This window comes from Thalassolituus sp. ST750PaO-4 (assembly GCF_020320405.1).
GTDB lineage: Bacteria > Pseudomonadota > Gammaproteobacteria > Pseudomonadales > Oceanobacteraceae > Venatoribacter > Venatoribacter alkanivorans.
On record NZ_JABVCB010000013.1, the window covers coordinates 143,238 to 160,227 of the forward strand.

Genomic DNA, 16,990 nt, shown 5'->3' on the forward strand with positions numbered 1-16,990 from the left:
CTTCAGATTGAAAAACAGTAGTCGATTAATGGTGCAGATTGGAGTGACACGATGTCACTCCAATCTGTGGGAAAGCAGTGCGGTAAACCGGGATGCAGGATCAGAGGTTATTAATCTTCGCGCAGTTTCCACTGCGAGAAAAACGGATACAACAGCGGCAATACAAACAGCGTCAGGAAGGTCGCCGTTACCAGTCCGCCGACAATCACACTGGCCAGCGGCTTCTGAATTTCAGCTCCCAGTCCGTTTGACATCAGCATCGGAATTAACCCCAGCGCCGAGGTCAGTGCGGTCATTAATACCGGACGCAGGCGTGATAGGGCACCGTTAAATACGGCATCCTGCAAGGTATGGCCGGCGGCAAAGCGCTGGTTAATACTTTCGACCATCACCACACCATTTAACACTGCCACGCCAAACAGGGTGATAAATCCGACCGAGCCGGGCACCGATAAATACTGGCCGGATAACCACAGCGAAAAGATTCCGCCAATAACCGCCAGCGGCACATTCAGCAGAATCAGCAGCGCCTGGCCGACCGAGCCAAAGGCGAAATACAGCAACAGGGCAATTAATCCTAATGACAGCGGAACAATCATCATTAAGCGTTGCTGCGCTCGTTGCTGATTTTCAAACTGGCCGCCAATACTGACGGCGTAGCCCGGCGGTAATTGCAGCTGAGTGTCGATGGCATTACGGATATCGGCCACCACACTGCCCATATCGCGGCCTTCAACGTTGGCCTGAATTACCAGTCGCCGCTGCACGTCATCACGCCGTACCTGTGGCGGCCCGGAGGCAAATTCCACCGTAGCAACATCACCAAGGCGGACGATGGCACCGGAGGGTGAACGCAGGCGTAAATCAGCAATAGCGGCAGCGTTGTCGCGGAACTCCTGCTGCAGGCGCACATAAATATCGTAACGTTCGTTACCGTTAATAATCTGTCCGGCACTGGTGCCACCCAGGCCATCACGTACCAGAGTCAGTACGTTATCCACCGACAGGCCGTAGCGCGATAAAGCATCGCGTTTGGGCGTAATAACCAGTTGTGATTCACCGGCAATCTGTTCCATGGCGACATCGCGGGTACCGGTAATTGTTTTTACCAGGGTTTCGATCTGCTGCCCCTGCTGTGCCAGAACGTCCAGATCCGGGCCGAATAATTTAATTGCCAGCTGGGCGCGAACACCGGACAGCAATTCATCGACGCGGGTGCTGATCGGCTGGGAAAAGTTAAATAACAGACCGGGGAAAACTTCGAGTTTTTCTTCCATTAAACGCTGCAGCGCCAGGCGGTTATCGGCCGACTGCCATTCGCTGCGGGGTTTTAAGCCGATATAAATTTCGATATTACTGACCGGCTCCGGATCGCCGCCCAGTTCCGGCCGGCCGATACGGCTCATGGCGTAATTTACTTCCGGAAACTGCAGTAATAAGGCTTCCAGTTTTGGCGCAACACTCAGTGCGGTTTCTAAGCTGGCAGAGGGGGCCAGAGTAACGCGCAGGTTAATGGTGCCTTCTTCCAGTTCCGGAACAAACTCGGTGCCAAGGCGCGGGGCAATAATCACGGCGGCCAGCAATAATACTCCGGCCAGCAACATCACCCGCCGTGGAAAACGCAAAGCCTGAGTGAGCAGGTGGCGGTACAGTTTTTCCAGTGGCTGCAGTAAGGGGCTGGGTTTGGCGGTTACCGCTGTGCGGAACATAAAGGTCGCCAGTGCCGGAACAACAATAAGGGCAACCAGAACGGCGACCAGCATGGCGAGCATGATGGAAATGGCCATCGGCTGGAATAGCTTGGCTTCGACACCCTCAAATCCAAACAGCGGCAAAAACACCAGCAGAATAATACCGGTGGCAAAAAATACCGGGCGCGCCACTTCGGCAGCGGCTTCCTGAATACGCAGGCTGATGCTGCCTTTGTCGGCATCGGGGTTGTGTTGCAGATGGCGGAACATATTTTCCACCATCACCACTGAACCATCGACCAGCATACCAATGGCAACGGCAATACCGCCGAGTGACATCAGGTTGGCCGATAAGCCATACCAGGACATCAGCATTAAAGCGATGGCGACCGATATTGGAATCGAGATTAATACCAGTACCGTGGCGCGCAGATTCATCATAAACAACGCCAGTACAATCAGAATAAATACAAAGGCCAGCGCCAGTGCATTGACTACCGTACTGACGGCCTGTTCGATTAATCCGGCCTGATCGTAAATAACCTCAAAGCTGACGCCTGCGGGCAATGCCCGATTAATCAGGGCAATCCGTTGGTGAATACCGTCGATGGTGGCTTTGGTATTAGCGCCCATACGCTTAAGCACAATACCGGACACAACCTCGCCGCCGTTATTCCGCTCACTGTTATTTGGGGCGCTGTTATTTGGGGCGCTGTTATTTTGATCATAGCTGCGGCTGAAGTTGACAGCACCCTGACGGATTTCACTGCCGAAGCTGACTTCGGCCACATCGGCCACAGTAACGGCGACACCATCAATTACCCTCAACGGAATCTGCGCTAATTGTTTTAAACCCTGTTCACCACTGTCGAGCCAGCCGGTGCCACGAATCACCAGTTGTTCCTGACCACGGTTTAAATACCAGCCACCGACATTGCGGTTATTGGCTTCCAGTGCATCGATCACATCCTGCTGCGATAACTGAAACGCGAGCAAACGGTCAGGATTTAAATTCACCTGATACTGGCGCACATCGCCACCAAAGGACAATACATCGGTCACTCCATCGACCGGCATTAACAGCAGTTTTACCAGCCAGTCATTCAGGCTGCGCAGTTGCATCAGGTCGTAACCTGAGCCGGGTTCAGCCTGCAGTACGTACTGGAATATCTGCCCCAGACCGGATGTATTCGGCCCCATTTCCGGAATACCGGCGCCCTGCGGAATAAATTCGCGCGCGGCCTGCAAGCGCTCGAACACCAGCTGGCGGGCGAAATAAATATCGGTACCTTCGTTAAATACCACGGTAATTCCGGATAAACCGGTTTTGGAAATGGAGCGTACTTCGGCCACGCCGGGCAGGGCGTACATTACCGCCTCAATCGGGTAGGTAATGAGTTTTTCCACTTCTTCGGCGGCCAGTCCCGGCGCCTCAGTATTAATGGCTACCTGCACGTTGGTAACGTCGGGAAAAGCATCGAGGTTCAGCTTCGGCAAAGCGAAAGCGGCAGCAATACATAAACTGGTGATGGCAATCAGCACCAGCAGGCGGTTAGCGACCGCCCAGCGGGTCAGTAACGTAAACATAGTTTTATCTCCAACCCTTAGTGATTATGCGGATCAAAGCCGCCTTTCGCTTGCTCGGAAGCAATAAAGAAAGCGCCGGCGACGACGATGGGGTACTGAGATACAGAGTGTTCAGAAAGTGCAGCAGAATCTTTGCTGCTGATTTCTATCAGGGTTTCTCCTGCTTTATCGGCAGTGCGTCCGTTCGTCTGGGTTGTCTGGGTTGCCCGGATAGTCCGTCCGCGCTCCACTTCCAGTGCGCTGAATTCGCCGGGTGTGCTTTCAATAAAAATCTGCCAGTCACCATCGCTGCCACGCACCAGGGCGGTTTCCGGCACCAGGGTGATGGGATTTTCTGAACGGGTATAAAAATCGGCGCTGGCAAATAATCCGGGGTGCAGACGGTGATCGGGATTTTCGACGGTTAAGCGCACGATACGGGTGCGGGTTAACGGATCAATGGTATGGGATTCATGGCTTATCTGTGCGCTGATATTCAGTCCGGCGACATTAAGCATAACTCGGGTATCGCGGGTTAAATGCAGATCAGATTCTGCCGGTAAACGCGCTTCGGCCCAGAGGGTGGTTTCGTCGGTGATCTGCATTAATGCACTGCCGGCAGTTATACGCTGACCCTGCTGAAAATCATCGCTTAATACCAGCCCCGCAGTCTGTGCGGTTAACTGATATTCGCCGAAGCTGGCCGGGGTTAATTCGGCATCGGCATTCAGGCCATAAGCCGTTAAGCGTGCACGCGCTGCGGCGAGGGTATTTTCGGCCTGATTATAACGGGCGGCACCGGCGGCATTTTTACCGAGATTTTTTACCCGCTGCCATTCAGAGCGGGCGCTGCGTAATTCCGCCTGGGCACTGGCAACACCTTCGCTGAATAAGGTCAGCAGTGGCTGCCCGGGTTGTACGTGATCGCCCAGTGCAACATGGCGGGTGATTACCACCGAATCGACCCGTGGCGAGACAACAAAACTGCGGTAACCGTTAGCGCGGATTTCGGCCGGTGCACGCAGCGGAATATCGGTTTTTTCGGCAGGAATTATCCGGCTGATAATGCCGGCCTGCTGTATCTGTTCTGCGCTTAAATGCACGCTGTTTTCGTTATCGTTATGTTCGTCCTGTTCATGTTCATACTCTTTGCCCGGTTCGCTGAGCATTTGCTTATGGCCGGAGGCATGTTCGTGGTCATGGTCGTCACCGGCATAACCGGGCAGCGGTAAAACCAGGGCTAATAACAGAATTGGCGTCAGCATCAGGCGCTGTGCCATGGCTGGTTTGTTGTCTGATTGGTTATCTGAAAATAATTTATTAACTGAATACAGTGGCAGCATAATATTTCTCACTCTGAAATCCGGCGATTGCTGCCTGTGGCAGCATTCTGGCTGTTGGTGTTTGCAGCGCTTAAAAAACTGCGGATAGTCTGGCTGTCGCTCAGCCATTGGATCTGTGCCTGACGATAATCACCGGTTAATTCAATACCGGCCTGCAGGCTGGCCGCCCATTGTGCGGAGGCCTGAATATAAGCACTGGTGCTGAGGTCGCCGTTGGTCCATTGCTGTTGCAGCAGTTGCGCACTGCGCTGGCCGCCATCGGGCATCAGCGCATGCCATTGTTCAACCTGACGGCGGTACGCCAGAACCCGGCTGTGGCTGGCGCGCAGCTGTTGCTGCTGTTGTTGCAGGCTGGCATAGAACTCCGCTTCGGCCTGCAGGGTTTCGCCATCGGCTGCGGCCGCGGCCTGGCGGTAAGAGCTGCGTACATTGAGCGGTAAAGACAGGGCCAGCCCTAATACATCTTCCTCGCCACTGCGCCCGGCGCTGATGCCAATCGTTGGTTCGGCGCGCAGGCTGTCGCGGCTCAGTTGCGCGCGCTGCTGCTCGGCCAGCCAGAACAGTCGTGCGCTTTCACTCTGCGGATGCGACAGCGCCAGTTGCTTAAGCTGCGTGTCGCTAAGCGGCTGCTGCGGCAATTGTTGTGCGCTGTTATCCAGCTGCTGAATGAGTGCACTGAGGTATTGCGGCTGTTGCTGCCAGTCGGGCAAGAGGCTGGATAATTGTGCGGCAGCGGCGCTTAATTCCGCCTGGCTGGCGGCAATATCGGCCAGCAGTGAGCTTTGCGCCAGCAGCGCCAGCTCGGCATCCAGTGCACTTAAATCACCGAGGCGGCGACGCTGCTGAATCAGTTGGGTCAGCGTCTGCTGTTGCTGCTGTAAACGCTGCATTAACTGATCACGCTGCTGCGCACTCTGGTAACGCACAATGGCCGCCAAGGCGTCGGCGGTGGTTTGCTGCAGGCTTCGCTGATACTGCTGCTCGGCCTGCTGTTGCAGTAATTGCTGTTGCTGGCTGCGCGCTTCACGCTGATTCCACCAGTCTATTTTCTGGCTGATTTCCAGCGCGTAATTATTATTACTGCCTTCCTGCTCGAGCCGGGTTTGTAACTCCGGGTTATACAGCGGCTGAGTGGCAGCCTGGCTCCATAATGCGCGGCTGTTTTTTTGTGCAGAAGCTGCTTTTACCTGCGGTGTCTGCGCGATACGGTTTTGCAGCCAGAGGCGTGCAGCTTTATGGCTCTGGCTGCTGTCAGGTACTTCGGTCTGGCTGTGCGTGTTCATACTGTCTGACGCATACACAGGTATGGCCAGGGTGCTGGCGATAGCAAACGCCATTACAGGGATCATATTCATGCGTTATTCCTGAATAAAAAATACGATAAGCCAACGGCACCGCAGCCATTAGCTGACGTGTATTACCGGAGGCTGTTAAGCGTGGTTATTCAGGAAACAATCGGAGGGCGCAGGTGTGGGCTGAGCGTACGTACAATCAGGGTACGGGTGTAATCGTTGTGAAGGCTGCCAGCCTGGTTGGCAGCCGCCAGCGCATCGTTAACCGGTAAGGATAACGGTGTATGAGCATGACAATGACAGCAGTGGCTGCAGTCGTGCTGGGCCTGACTGTCGCTGTTCAGGCTATGGGAGTCATTGGCGAGGGTATCCGCCAGATCGTCATGGTGCGCGGGCTGGTGTTCGCTCAGATGATCGGCAGCCGAACGCTCGAAGGCTTCATGCACATCCGCCAACGCCACAACCGACTGAAACAGGGTCAGCAGTAATAAGGCGATATTTAACAGGCGGTTATTGCGCATAAATAAACAGCAGATTTATCAGTAGATACTGCGCATAGTAGAGCGGTGTTTAACCGGCGTCTACTGCGCAGGCGTCAGGAAATGTCACCGCCCTTCAGCTTTGCCGTTGACGGCCGATATTAATATTACCTCCATAAAAAGCACGGTTGTGGTTTGTTATCTGCTACCTGTTCGTAGTGGCCTGTTAACAGTCCCTGATGCTTAGGGTTGTGTCTATGTCAGATATTCGTATATCCGCTGCCGGTTCGGTCAATAAGCCCGTGAGCAGCGAACAGGTTGCGGCGGAAAAACCGGCGAAAACCGCGTCTGCCAGTACTGATGCGCAGGGTGAAGCTGTGCACTTATCGGCTGCTGCGCTGAATCAGCTGCGTGCTGAACAGAGTGATACCCAGGCCAGTGAAGAGCATCCGCTCGACCGTATTATTAAAGACTTACAGGAACGTATTGCCGAAGTGCAGCGCCAGTTACAGGCGCTGGATGCTGTGGCAAGCGAAGGCGAGGAAGCCGATACCACCCGACAGGCTCGTCAGATGTTGCTGGACGAGCTGGCGCAGCTGAATGCCGCGCTCAGCCAGACGCTGACGCAGAAGCTGGAGTCCCTGCGCCAGTCGGGTTGAGGTAGTCGTTTATTCTGCTGCGGTATAATTCTTTTAGCAGTATTAATCGACTACTGTTTTTCAATCTGAAACGCCTTTCCGGGGCAAGCCCCTGGCCCCCTGCAAGGAGAGGTATCTCCTTACGATCCTCTCTTTTTCGGCGCGTCCGGCTTCATCCAGCCAACTGCAATGATTATGCGGCACGCAAAACAATTCGCCCCGGAACGACCCTTTAAAACATCAATAATACTGCATCGTTCCGGGGCAGGGTTTTGCTCTGAAGGCCGCAGAATCATCTGGTTGTCTGGCGCCGCACGATCGCCGGTTTAAGTAATCCGCTCAGCCGCATTTCAAAGGAAACCGTGTTTGAGACATGAGACTTAAAAGAATACGTTTGATTTGAAAAGCGGAATCGCGGTGATGGTTTTCTGCGCCTCTGGGGCCGCCGCAGAAACCGCTGATATGTCTGGTCTGTCCGCAGGGATGCGGACAAGCGGCTCCGGCCATGGATGGCCGATGAGGCACGCGGCCAGTAAATATCAAGGTTTCAAGGGTGACGGCCCAGAAAGCGCGAAGCTGGGGTCGGCCCGCCGGCAAGGGGATAAGTTCCCCTGCGAGGCAGCAGGCCTTGATGTTAAAGAATGCTGTTTTTGCTAACTACGGTGCTGATCAAAAACTGTGGGACAGCACTGAGGCTTGCGCCCGTTTTTTAAGCAATATCCGGACGTCTGACTTTTTATTCCTCAGCGCCATACGGATGATGCTTTCTCCAGTGCCGGGCAATATCCGCGCGGCGGCATACCCAGACCTTATCGTGGCGCTGAATATAATCGAGAAAATCCGCCAGTGCGGCGGCGCGTCCCGGGCGGCCGGCTAAGCGGCAGTGCAGACCAATGCTGAGCATTTTCGGGCTGTCTTTGCCTTCGGCGTAGAGCACGTCGAAGCTGTCTTTTAAATACTGATAAAACTGCTTACCGCTGTTAAAGCCCTGATTAGTGGCAAAGCGCATATCGTTGGCATCCAGCGTATAGGGCACAATTAAATGCGGCTTGCCGCCTTCTTCCACCCAGTAGGGCAGATCGTCGGCGTAGCTGTCGGCGTCGTATAACAGGTCGGCTTCTTCACAGGCGAGGCGGCGGGTATTGGGGCTCATGCGGCCGGTATACCAGCCTTCCGGGAAGCTGCCGGTCAGGCGTTTATGAATATCCAGCGCTTCGCGGATATGGGCGCGTTCAACCTCTTCCGGCACGTATTGATAGTCGATCCACTTCAGACCGTGGGAGGCGATTTCCCAGTCGGCTTTCAGCATGGCCTCCACCACCTGCGGATTGCGCTCCATGGCGGTGGCTACACCGAATACGGTTACCGGCAGTTCACGCTCGGTAAACATGCGGTGCAGACGCCAGAAGCCGGCGCGTGAGCCGTATTCGTAGATGGATTCCATATTCATATGGCGCACGCCTTCAAGGGCCTGAGCGCCGACAATTTCAGATAAAAAGGCTTCTGAGGCTTTGTCGCCATGGAGGATGCAGTTCTCGCCGCCTTCCTCGTAATTAATCACAAACTGCACGGCGATACGGGCCTTGTGCGGCCACTTTACGCTGGGGATATCGGCGCCGTAACCGATCATGTCGCGGGGGTAGGTCATGAAACACCTGAAAAGCTGACTGATTAGTCAGCTGAGTTTAGCGCTAAACCCGGCGACTTGGCAGCGGGCAAAGTGAGCATTTATGGATGATGCACAGCGATCCGGAAATCTGGCGAACAGACTGTTGATAAAGTAATTATTGATATTCGCAGATCAGCACAGGCATATTGCGCCTCTTTCGCGGTTTATTCAGGAATACCATGTCTCTGTTGTTGGCGATGTTATCTTTCTCGTTCGTGATGTCGATATCACCGGGGCCGGTGAATATGGTGATTCTCTCTTCCGGTGCCAGTTACGGCGTCCGCCAGACCTTTCCTTTTGTCTCCGGTGCCACTCTGGGCTTCACGCTGCTGCTGCTCTGTATCGGTCTTGGGCTGTATGAGGTCGTACAGTTGTTCCCGGATTTTCTGCGCTATCTGGCACTTGCCGGGGCGGCCTTCATTATTTATCTCGGTTATCTGATTGCGTCAGCGGCACCAAAGCTCAGCATCGAAAAGCAGAAGCGGCCAACCTTTATTCAGGGCTTTTTATTGCAGTGGCTTAACCCAAAAGCCTGGATGGCCTGCATGTCGGGGGTGTCGTTATTCTCAGCGCTAGAGGGATATCAGCAGTTTCTGAGCTTTCTGCTGCTGTACGTGCAGTTTTCCGCCAGCCGTTAATTAGGCCGCCGCTCAGCTGAAGTTTTGTGGCGGTATAAACTGCTCGGGATGTAAATCAACAATCTCCTGCAACTGGGCGCGCAGCCAGCGCTGTAAGGGCCGCTGATGATTACGCTGATGCCAGGCCATACTGATCGGTACCGGCGGTATGGCGAGCGGCGGTTGTTTAGCCACCAGTTGGCCGCTGCGTACAGTGGCGGCAACCACCGGCCAGGGCAGGGTGCAGAGCAATTGGGTCGTGGGCAGCAGCATTAAGGCGCTGGCGAAGCTGTTGACGGTCATGGCGATACGCCGGTTCTGACCACGGGCCGCCAGCTGCGTATCGACCTGACCACGGGCGTCGCCCGACAGTGATACCAGCAGGTGTTCAGCCTGCAGAAAAGCTTCTTCCGTTAGCGGCTGCTGTGCCAGTGCATGGCTGGTGCTCATCACACAGACAAAATGATTGTGAAACATCCGCTGCTGGTGAACCTGACGGTGTGAGCCGGCAAAGTAATCGAATACCAGATCGGCATCGGCCTCCAGTAACTGCGTCATACCATCACCACGGAAAGGCACAGCGTGCAGGTTCAGCAATGGTGCCAGCTGTTCGGTGCGGGCGCGCAGGCGTGGCCAGAGAAAGGCGGCGGTGCCGTCGGTCATGGCGATGCGGAGGGTGTCGCTGGCGCTCGCCGGGTCAAAATCCTGCTCGTTCAGCGCGCTACTGATGACTTCCAGCGGCTGGTGTATCCGTGCCCATAAGCGTTCGGCTGCCGGGGTCGGACGGATACCGCGGCCATCCTTGATAAACAGTGGGTCACGCCATTGGTGGCGCATACGTGAGACGGCATTGGATACCGCAGGCTGGGTCATCGCCAGCTGACGGGCCGCCGCTGAGACAGATTGCTCCTGCATGATGCAGTCAAAAATCACCAGCAGATTAAGATCGGTACGGGCCATAGCGGGTCCTGTGCTGCGCTTTAATTCATCATAAATATCAATGATTCGTATGTTATTAATAAATTATTCGCTATGAAAGTGGCTTTGCATAATGACCTCATCAAACAGACAACGTGTCTGCCCAACGACATCAGAAATGAGGAACGACTATGCAAGCCATCGTGATCAACCAATACGGAAACGCCACCAACCTGCAGCCTGCTGTGCTGGAAAAACCAACCCCGGCCGCAGGTCAGGTGCTGATCCGCGTCGCCGCCGCAGGCCTGAACCCGGTCGATTTCCACGTCCGCAACGGCATGCTGGCCGGTACTGATACCCATCAGCTGCCGCTGGTGCTGGGCTGGGATGCCTCCGGAGTGATTGAAACCCTGGGCAGTGGAGTACAGAACTGGCAGGTGGGTGATGCGGTGATGGTGCACACGCCGATCAGCCTGCAGGGCACTTACAGTGAATACATTGTGGCCGATGCCAGCCTGCTGGCTGCTAAGCCGGCCAGTCTGACTCTGCTGCAGGCGGCGGCGCTGCCTCTGGCCGGACTTACTGCCTGGCAGGGGATGATGGTTGATGGCCAGCTGCAGGCCGGTCAGCGTGTGCTGATTCACAATGCCAGCGGCGGGGTCGGCAGCTTTGCCGTACAGCTGGCGAAAGCCGCGGGTGCCCATGTGACGGCCACGGCCTCCGGACGCAAACGTGATCTGGTGCTGGCACTGGGCGCTGACCGTTTTGTTGATTACACCCAGGCGCCGTTCGAGCAACAGTTAGCCGCTGAGGAAGCCTTTGATCTGGTGTTCGCTGCCACCGGCGGTAATGACGTACTGCCGCGTTCTTTAGCGCTGATTAAGCGTGGTGGGCATCTGATTTCCACCTTCGACGAAATGGACGAAGCTCAGGCGCAGGCCGCTGGTGTGCATTACCAGCGCATGTGGGTTCACCCCGATGGTGCGCAGCTGCAGGAACTTGGCCGCCTGGCCGATGAGGGAAAACTTAAGGTAGTGCTGGATTCGGTATTCCCGTTGGCCGAGGTGCAGGCTGCGCATCGTCATCTGGAAAGTCAGAAGGTGGTGGGTAAGTCGGTGCTGAATATTGATCCGGCCATCATTGCCTGAAGGCTGTCTGCGGCGAAATCCTGAAATAAAAAAGCAGACAGGCCGCAAAGCCTGTCTGCAAACCATTAGTTAACGGAGTTGAATACCAGATTCGACATGGTCTGGTTATCCGAACCCGGTACGGTGTTGTAGGTGCTCTTCCACAGCCACCAACCGCTGGTGGTGGTTTGGGTAGCAAAAGATACATTCACGCCCGGATTCAGGTTGTTGTTTACATAGCTCAGCAGCACGCCGCTCTGATTGCCGATGGTGCCGCCGTGGTGGGTATCGCTGCCCATCAGCACCGGATAGTGGTTGTACCAGAGTGCGTCAGGAGCGCTGACGCTGGTCTGCTCACCGTCAAGGGCGCGGTAGCCCACACAGCTGTCGACCGCTTTAATGGCATTACCACCGCAGGAAGAATGCAGGGACACAACGCCATCATCGGTACCCGGCAGGAAGCCGCCGGTAGCACCCAGATATTCACTGCCACCGCCAACAAAACGCAGACGCGGTACGCTGTTCGGTGCCATCGCGGTCTGACGGGCAACCGCCGGACGCAGGTCACGCAACACGCCGAGTTTTTCCGGGGTCACGGTAAAGCCCAGCCAGGCGTTAACCGCGGCACGGATAGGCGCCGTCAGCCAGCTGCTGCTGCCGGCCACATCCAGCGCCAGATCGGCCAGTTCAGAACCACCACCGGCACCGGCAAAGTCGAACACCGCGAGAATATTCAGCGGCTGCAGGCCAGCGGCTTCGGTCCAGACATCCTGCTGATCAAGCATATAGCGCGTTACCAGATCGCCGGTGGAATGGGTGACCAGCACACAACCGTTATTGCAGAAACCCGTGCGCGCCCACTGCATTACCTTGTTGTAGGCACGTTGTGCAGTGTCGGCGTTAAGGCGGCTTTTCGAACTCCAGTCGAGGCGGTCATCGGCATACTGGCCCCAGAACGCCGACCAGTAATTGGCACCGTCGCTGGTAACTTCCTGTGGGGTTACGCTGTCGCGCATCAGCTGGGCCGGCTGTAAGCCGTGTACCAGAATCACATTTTTACCAGCCATCTGTGCCTGCGCCTGGGCGCTCAGCAAGGTGGCTGCGGTTAAACATACAGCGGTGATTGCCATCTTTATTTTTATCGTCAGCATTCAGTCTCTCCTGTGGTTTTAATTACTGGGGCGAGCCCAGCGATTGCAGAAATTGCAGACGCGATAAGGTCTGCTCATCCTGAAAAGGAATAGGTGAAAAGCGCGAGGGATCGACGTTTTTAACCGCGTAAAAATCATCACGGCTGAAGCCCCACTGCACCTCAGGGCCGGGTTTTTCCGGCATCTTGCGCAGTTGCAGATTGCCGATCCATAAATTCTGAATGCCGTCTAAGTTGTACAGCAGCGAGCCGTGTACGCGCAGTTCCAGCGTACCGCTGCTACCCATCCGCCCTTTGCCCTGTAAATAGGCCAGTGGCTTTTTATCGGCATAGTGCAGGCTGGCGGCGAGCTTGTAGTAACCGGCGGCCGCTTTTTCAATATTGACCGGAATTACCAGTTCGTTGTCGTCGACATAGGGCGTGCCGGTACCGGTAATTTCGGCGACGGCGGTAAAGACCTGAAACGGCGCGCTCTGGCGCAGGGTTGAGCCATCGCTCAGCTGCAGCTCAGCCACCAGATTAAGTTCGGTCGGCCAGTTGTCGCTGCTGCTGAAGCGGGTTTGCAGGCGTTGTTCGTTGCTGTTGTTCCCCGCTTGGGTGTTCTGTGCCTGGCTGTTTTGTACGTCGGTCTGTGGCATCAGCAGCACGGCATTGTTGTTATCGCGCACGCTCAGGGTCAGGCCGCTCAGCTGGCTGAACAGCGCATCGTCTCCGGACAGCACAATGTCGGCTTCTATCGGTTCTTCCTGACGGTAGCGGTAGGCCGACAACTGAATGCTCAGCTGGCCGGGCAGGCCGACTGTATTCAGGTCGCGTACGCTGTGAGCACCGGCGTTTGGCTGCAGCAACTCGGTTTGCTGGCTGCCCAGCGGAATGGAATAAGACGGATACTGGCTGCTGACCTGATAGGCGGCGGCGACCTGCGTCATGGCTTGTCGCATGGCGGCTGGCAGAGGCTGCGGAGCCTGAATCACGGGGGCGTTCACAGGCTCGCTGCTGACGCTGGCGGCAACGGCAGGTAAGGATTCCTGGCTGATCATGGCCACAGGCTGTTGGCGCAGACCCAGTAACAGGCCCACTAACAGAACAAGGGCAATCAGAGGTATCCAGACTTTCATGAGAGGTGTTCCGGTTGTTTTTATTGTGCCGGACACGTTAGAGCAAGGCGGCCTGATTGAAAAATTATGGACTGGTACTTTGGTGTAGGTTTGCTATTGATGCATCTGACAGTCTGGCGCGAATATTCCTCTATAACCTTTCTTCTGTGAGAGAAAAGCACACGTTTGACATGATTGCTGAATCTTATGCATTAGTTGTCCTGTCAGGTCATATTGCTCAGAAAACTCCCGTAACCAAACGCTACATTCGATTACAAAATGCTGGCGTAATTTGCGGCGGATCAGTACCTGGCGGGGATTCCTCTTATCCGGCCATATGATCAGGTTGTGAAGCGCGCACGGCATTGGATTTCATGCCAAAGTATTATTCCTGTCAGGCAACATAAAACAATAAAGGCTGACGATGAATCAGGTACGGCACAAACACACTCTGGTGCTTTCCCTTTCTCTGCTACTGAGCGCTTGCGGTGGCGGCTCCGGTGGCAGCTTCCCTTCCGGTAACGAAAATGATGGCGGGAGCAGCAATCAGACTCCGGAGCTGACCCAGGCTTTGAGCAAAGGCGATGCTTCGCTGGTCAGTGCCGCTGAGCTGCGTGATGCGGCATTAGCCACTATTAATGCACAACGTACGGCCTATCAGCCGGTTAAGGCGCAGCTGCTGCAGCTGAATGCCAATGGCAGTGCGCGCAGCGATGGCAAAAGCCTGACCGCGGTGCATTGGGATGTAACCCACGACGCTGGCAAACTAAGTCCGCAATTTGGTTATAACGACAGCCTGCTGATCAGTAATGCCAGCAATTCTTCAACAGCAGGCAGTGCTGCTTTTGCTGTTGTTGGCGAAGAGCAGCAGGGCCAGCGTTATCTGGTTCTGGGCAGTAATCCGATGCGTACTCAGCAGCGTGATGCGGCCTCGGTAAACGCACAAATGGATCAGCTGCTGGAAAACAGCATCGGCTGGCTGGCCGGGCGCAGTGATTTTTCGGTCACACCTTTAAAGGTGGTGATTGCGCAGATGGATCAGAGCTATTACTTCCCCGACCGTAACGCTACCCGCAGCTGGCTGGATGCGCATTACCAGAGCTCTGTCAGTTATAACGCGGCTGCAAGCTGTGATGGTGCGGCATTGGCAGGTTGCTTAACGGCGGATACCGATGTGCTGATGATTTCTCAGGTAGGTGGCAGCACAGAATTAAATCCACAGATTCTGGCGGCGGTAAAAGCGGCTCAGGCGCGTGGTACCGGTGTGCTGTATATGCACTATGACGGCGGGCTGGATGCTCTGGGCAAAACCCTGCTGGAGCATTTTCATGTGACGTACAGCGGTGATAACTACTGGTCAAAATATTATATGAATGCGCAGGATATGCGCCCGTATTTTAATCAGTTGCCAGAATATGTTGCTGACATCCAGCAAATGCTGAGCACGCTGGCTGCGCCAATAACGTTCGATTTTAACCAGTGCGATGAAGAAGATTGCAGCACAGTAACGGGTTTTAACCAGAATTTTATGAACGGTGCTACCCGTGTACGCAATCTGATGGCGGACTTCGACCGGGAAAAGCGTAATATTTTTGCTGCTGCCAGCGGTGATGAATACCGCCTGGAAAAATTACTGGCCCTGCTGGGTGACAGCTACCGTCAGCAGGTTGTGTTTCCGATGAGCCGCGATAAAACAGACGCGACTGCTCTGGTGCATTCCATCTACGCTGACATGTCGGTGTATAACTATCGCAGCCTGAATCCGGTACAGGCCGATCTGGGTAATTTCAGCCGCACTGATTTTTCCCATATTACGCCGGTCAGTAAAACCATTAATCTGGTGAGTAAAAATTATTTCCGCGCAGCCGGTGTGTATGTGTTGCCCGGAAAAACTGTGCGCGTAACCCGTCTCGATAATAGCCCGGTAAATACCAGCGTAGCGGTGAATACCCAACGTGCTGCATCGACGCACTGGTTTGCCACCAACAATAGTTATAACCGCCCTAAATATCTGCAGAGCACCCAGATTCCTCTGGCCAGTGGCGAGAGCATTGAATTCACCTCACCTTATGGCGGGCCGCTGCAGATTTTCTTTGATGCCAATGATCAGAACGTCAGCTTTAAGGTCGAGAATATTGGCCTGCACCCATACTGGAACGGCGCCGAAGATAATGCCGATTTTGAAGCCCGTCTGAGTGCCGGTGAGTTTGACTGGGCGGAATTATCCACCGCCGGTTTTGAGGTGCATTCACAGCTGGAAAAAATGCGTACTTCCATGAATGAATGGGGCGGTACAGCGGCCGATATGGCCGTGGCAACTGAGCGTTATGTTTCCAACCTGCCTCATGTACTGGCCGGATTTGAAGGGCCGGGAATTGATGTAGTGGCCGAGATACATGATTTTGCCAGTGCTAATAATTTTACCGTGCAGAATATCGATATCGTGAAACACATGAACGCCGACCAGCCAACCTGTGGCTGGGGTTGCTCCGGTAATCCTTACGATGCCGGCTGGAGCTTCTCACCGACCGGTCATGGTGATATTCATGAGCTGGGCCATGGGCTGGAAAAAGGTAAATTCCGCTTTGCCGGCTGGGAAGGTCATGCATCGACTAACTTCTATTCTTACCACAGCAAATATCATTATTTCCTCGATACCGGTAAAGATCCGCAATGCCAGTCATTACCTTTTGAAAGTCTGTTTAATACCCTGCAGACCAGCCGTAATCAGGCTGATCCGGTTGCCTATATGCAGGAACAGGCACTGAATGGCTGGAGCAATGGTGCAGCTATTTATATTCAGATGATGATGGCTGCCCAGGCGCAGGGTACGTTAACCGATGGCTGGATGCTGCTGCCACGTCTGCATATTCTGGAACGCGAATTCTGGAACGCGACGCGCAACGATGACAACTGGGCAGCGAAAAAAGCGGCACTGGGTTTTGCTGACTTTAACCGCAGTGACGCCAGCTCCCTGAATAATAATGACTGGCTGAACATTGCGCTGTCTAAAGTCACCGGGTTGGATATGCGCGATTATCTGACCATGTGGGGCTTTCCTGCAGGCTCTGCTGCCAGCGCTCAGGTTGCTGCGCTGGCATTACCGGCGATGAGCAAAACCTTTTATGCCTCCGGCGGCGCCGAGTTCTGTAAAGGGTTGGATAAAACGCCGGTAGCTATTGATGGTGCAGCGGTCTGGCCGTTGTAATGACATTCGGGTGATAAAATAAAAACCGGCCAACAGGCCACTGCTGCCCCACAGTTTGGAGTGACATTGTGTCACTCCAAACTGCAGCATTAATCGACGACTATTTTTCAGTCTGAAACGCCTTTCCGGGGCAAGCCCCTGGCCCCCTGCAAGGAGAGGTATCTCCTTACGATCCTCTCTTTTCGGCGCGTCCGG

General features: G+C 54.7%; 12 protein-coding genes. 4 read left to right on the plus strand and 8 right to left on the minus strand.

The window, feature by feature from the left end:
- Positions 1 to 110: 110 nt before the first annotated feature.
- The 4 genes from HUF18_RS16150 to HUF18_RS16165 form a co-directional block, all read right to left on the minus strand.
- Positions 111 to 3,278, minus strand: a complete 3,168-nt coding sequence (locus tag HUF18_RS16150) for an efflux RND transporter permease subunit (protein ID WP_225692915.1) — start codon at positions 3,276 to 3,278, stop codon at positions 111 to 113.
- A 17-nt stretch (positions 3,279 to 3,295) separates the two neighbouring features.
- Complete coding sequence (locus tag HUF18_RS16155; RefSeq protein ID WP_225692916.1) at positions 3,296 to 4,612, minus strand: efflux RND transporter periplasmic adaptor subunit; 1,317 nt, start codon at positions 4,610 to 4,612, stop codon at positions 3,296 to 3,298.
- Positions 4,609 to 5,955, minus strand: a complete 1,347-nt coding sequence (locus HUF18_RS16160) for a TolC family protein (protein ID WP_225692917.1) — start codon at positions 5,953 to 5,955, stop codon at positions 4,609 to 4,611. The genes HUF18_RS16155 and HUF18_RS16160 overlap by 4 nt, the downstream gene beginning before the upstream one ends.
- An 89-nt stretch (positions 5,956 to 6,044) precedes the next feature.
- Positions 6,045 to 6,413, minus strand: a complete 369-nt coding sequence (locus tag HUF18_RS16165) for a hypothetical protein (RefSeq protein ID WP_225692918.1) — start codon at positions 6,411 to 6,413, stop codon at positions 6,045 to 6,047.
- Between the two features lie 215 nt (positions 6,414 to 6,628).
- On the opposite strand from HUF18_RS16165, the gene HUF18_RS16170 reads away from it, so the two are divergent.
- The gene (locus tag HUF18_RS16170) at positions 6,629 to 7,030 is read left to right on the plus strand and encodes a hypothetical protein (RefSeq protein WP_225692919.1); all 402 of its coding nucleotides are present in this window, start codon (positions 6,629 to 6,631) and stop codon (positions 7,028 to 7,030) included.
- A 715-nt stretch (positions 7,031 to 7,745) separates the two neighbouring features.
- Here the strand turns inward: HUF18_RS16170 and puuE are convergent.
- Entirely contained in the window at positions 7,746 to 8,657 is a 912-nt protein-coding gene (gene puuE, locus HUF18_RS16175; RefSeq protein ID WP_225692920.1) for an allantoinase PuuE, read from the minus strand.
- A gap of 200 nt (positions 8,658 to 8,857) precedes the next feature.
- On the opposite strand from puuE, the gene HUF18_RS16180 reads away from it, so the two are divergent.
- Positions 8,858 to 9,316 carry a LysE family translocator gene (locus HUF18_RS16180; RefSeq protein WP_225692921.1) on the plus strand — a complete coding sequence of 153 codons (459 nt, stop codon included), beginning with the start codon at positions 8,858 to 8,860 and terminating at the stop codon, positions 9,314 to 9,316.
- 12 nt (positions 9,317 to 9,328) lie between these two features.
- Here the strand turns inward: HUF18_RS16180 and HUF18_RS16185 are convergent, their stop codons facing one another.
- The gene (locus HUF18_RS16185) at positions 9,329 to 10,255 is read right to left on the minus strand and encodes a LysR family transcriptional regulator (RefSeq protein ID WP_225692922.1); all 927 of its coding nucleotides are present in this window, start codon (positions 10,253 to 10,255) and stop codon (positions 9,329 to 9,331) included.
- A 149-nt stretch (positions 10,256 to 10,404) separates the two neighbouring features.
- On the opposite strand from HUF18_RS16185, the gene HUF18_RS16190 reads away from it, so the two are divergent.
- Positions 10,405 to 11,361: an NADP-dependent oxidoreductase gene (locus tag HUF18_RS16190; RefSeq protein WP_225692923.1), complete on the plus strand. Its 957-nt coding sequence runs from the start codon at positions 10,405 to 10,407 to the stop codon at positions 11,359 to 11,361.
- A gap of 65 nt (positions 11,362 to 11,426) precedes the next feature.
- Here HUF18_RS16190 and HUF18_RS16195 read toward each other — a convergent pair whose 3' ends face one another.
- Complete coding sequence (locus HUF18_RS16195) at positions 11,427 to 12,491, minus strand: hypothetical protein (protein ID WP_225692924.1); 1,065 nt, start codon at positions 12,489 to 12,491, stop codon at positions 11,427 to 11,429.
- Positions 12,492 to 12,513: 22 nt separating this feature from the next.
- Complete coding sequence (locus tag HUF18_RS16200) at positions 12,514 to 13,608, minus strand: hypothetical protein (RefSeq protein WP_225692925.1); 1,095 nt, start codon at positions 13,606 to 13,608, stop codon at positions 12,514 to 12,516.
- A 403-nt stretch (positions 13,609 to 14,011) separates the two neighbouring features.
- Here HUF18_RS16200 and HUF18_RS16205 point away from each other — a divergent pair, with 403 nt between their 5' ends.
- Positions 14,012 to 16,795 (plus strand): ImpA family metalloprotease, encoded by a 2,784-nt coding sequence (locus HUF18_RS16205; RefSeq protein ID WP_225692926.1) that lies wholly within the window; start codon positions 14,012 to 14,014, stop codon positions 16,793 to 16,795.
- Positions 16,796 to 16,990 lie beyond the last annotated feature (195 nt).

Excerpts from the sequence above, each read along its gene's own strand:
- HUF18_RS16185 (WP_225692922.1), bottom strand. The coding sequence starts at position 10,255 with ATGGCCCGTACCGATCTTAATCTGCTGGTGATTTTTGACTGCATCATG.
- HUF18_RS16205 (WP_225692926.1), top strand. The coding sequence starts at position 14,012 with ATGAATCAGGTACGGCACAAACACACTCTGGTGCTTTCCCTTTCTCTG.
- HUF18_RS16160 (WP_225692917.1), bottom strand. The coding sequence starts at position 5,955 with ATGAATATGATCCCTGTAATGGCGTTTGCTATCGCCAGCACCCTGGCC.
- HUF18_RS16180 (WP_225692921.1), top strand. The coding sequence starts at position 8,858 with ATGTCTCTGTTGTTGGCGATGTTATCTTTCTCGTTCGTGATGTCGATA.
- HUF18_RS16165 (WP_225692918.1), bottom strand. The coding sequence starts at position 6,413 with ATGCGCAATAACCGCCTGTTAAATATCGCCTTATTACTGCTGACCCTG.
- puuE (WP_225692920.1), bottom strand. The coding sequence starts at position 8,657 with ATGACCTACCCCCGCGACATGATCGGTTACGGCGCCGATATCCCCAGC.
- HUF18_RS16170 (WP_225692919.1), top strand. The coding sequence starts at position 6,629 with ATGTCAGATATTCGTATATCCGCTGCCGGTTCGGTCAATAAGCCCGTG.
- HUF18_RS16150 (WP_225692915.1), bottom strand. The coding sequence starts at position 3,278 with ATGTTTACGTTACTGACCCGCTGGGCGGTCGCTAACCGCCTGCTGGTG.
- HUF18_RS16195 (WP_225692924.1), bottom strand. The coding sequence starts at position 12,491 with ATGCTGACGATAAAAATAAAGATGGCAATCACCGCTGTATGTTTAACC.
- HUF18_RS16200 (WP_225692925.1), bottom strand. The coding sequence starts at position 13,608 with ATGAAAGTCTGGATACCTCTGATTGCCCTTGTTCTGTTAGTGGGCCTG.
- HUF18_RS16190 (WP_225692923.1), top strand. The coding sequence starts at position 10,405 with ATGCAAGCCATCGTGATCAACCAATACGGAAACGCCACCAACCTGCAG.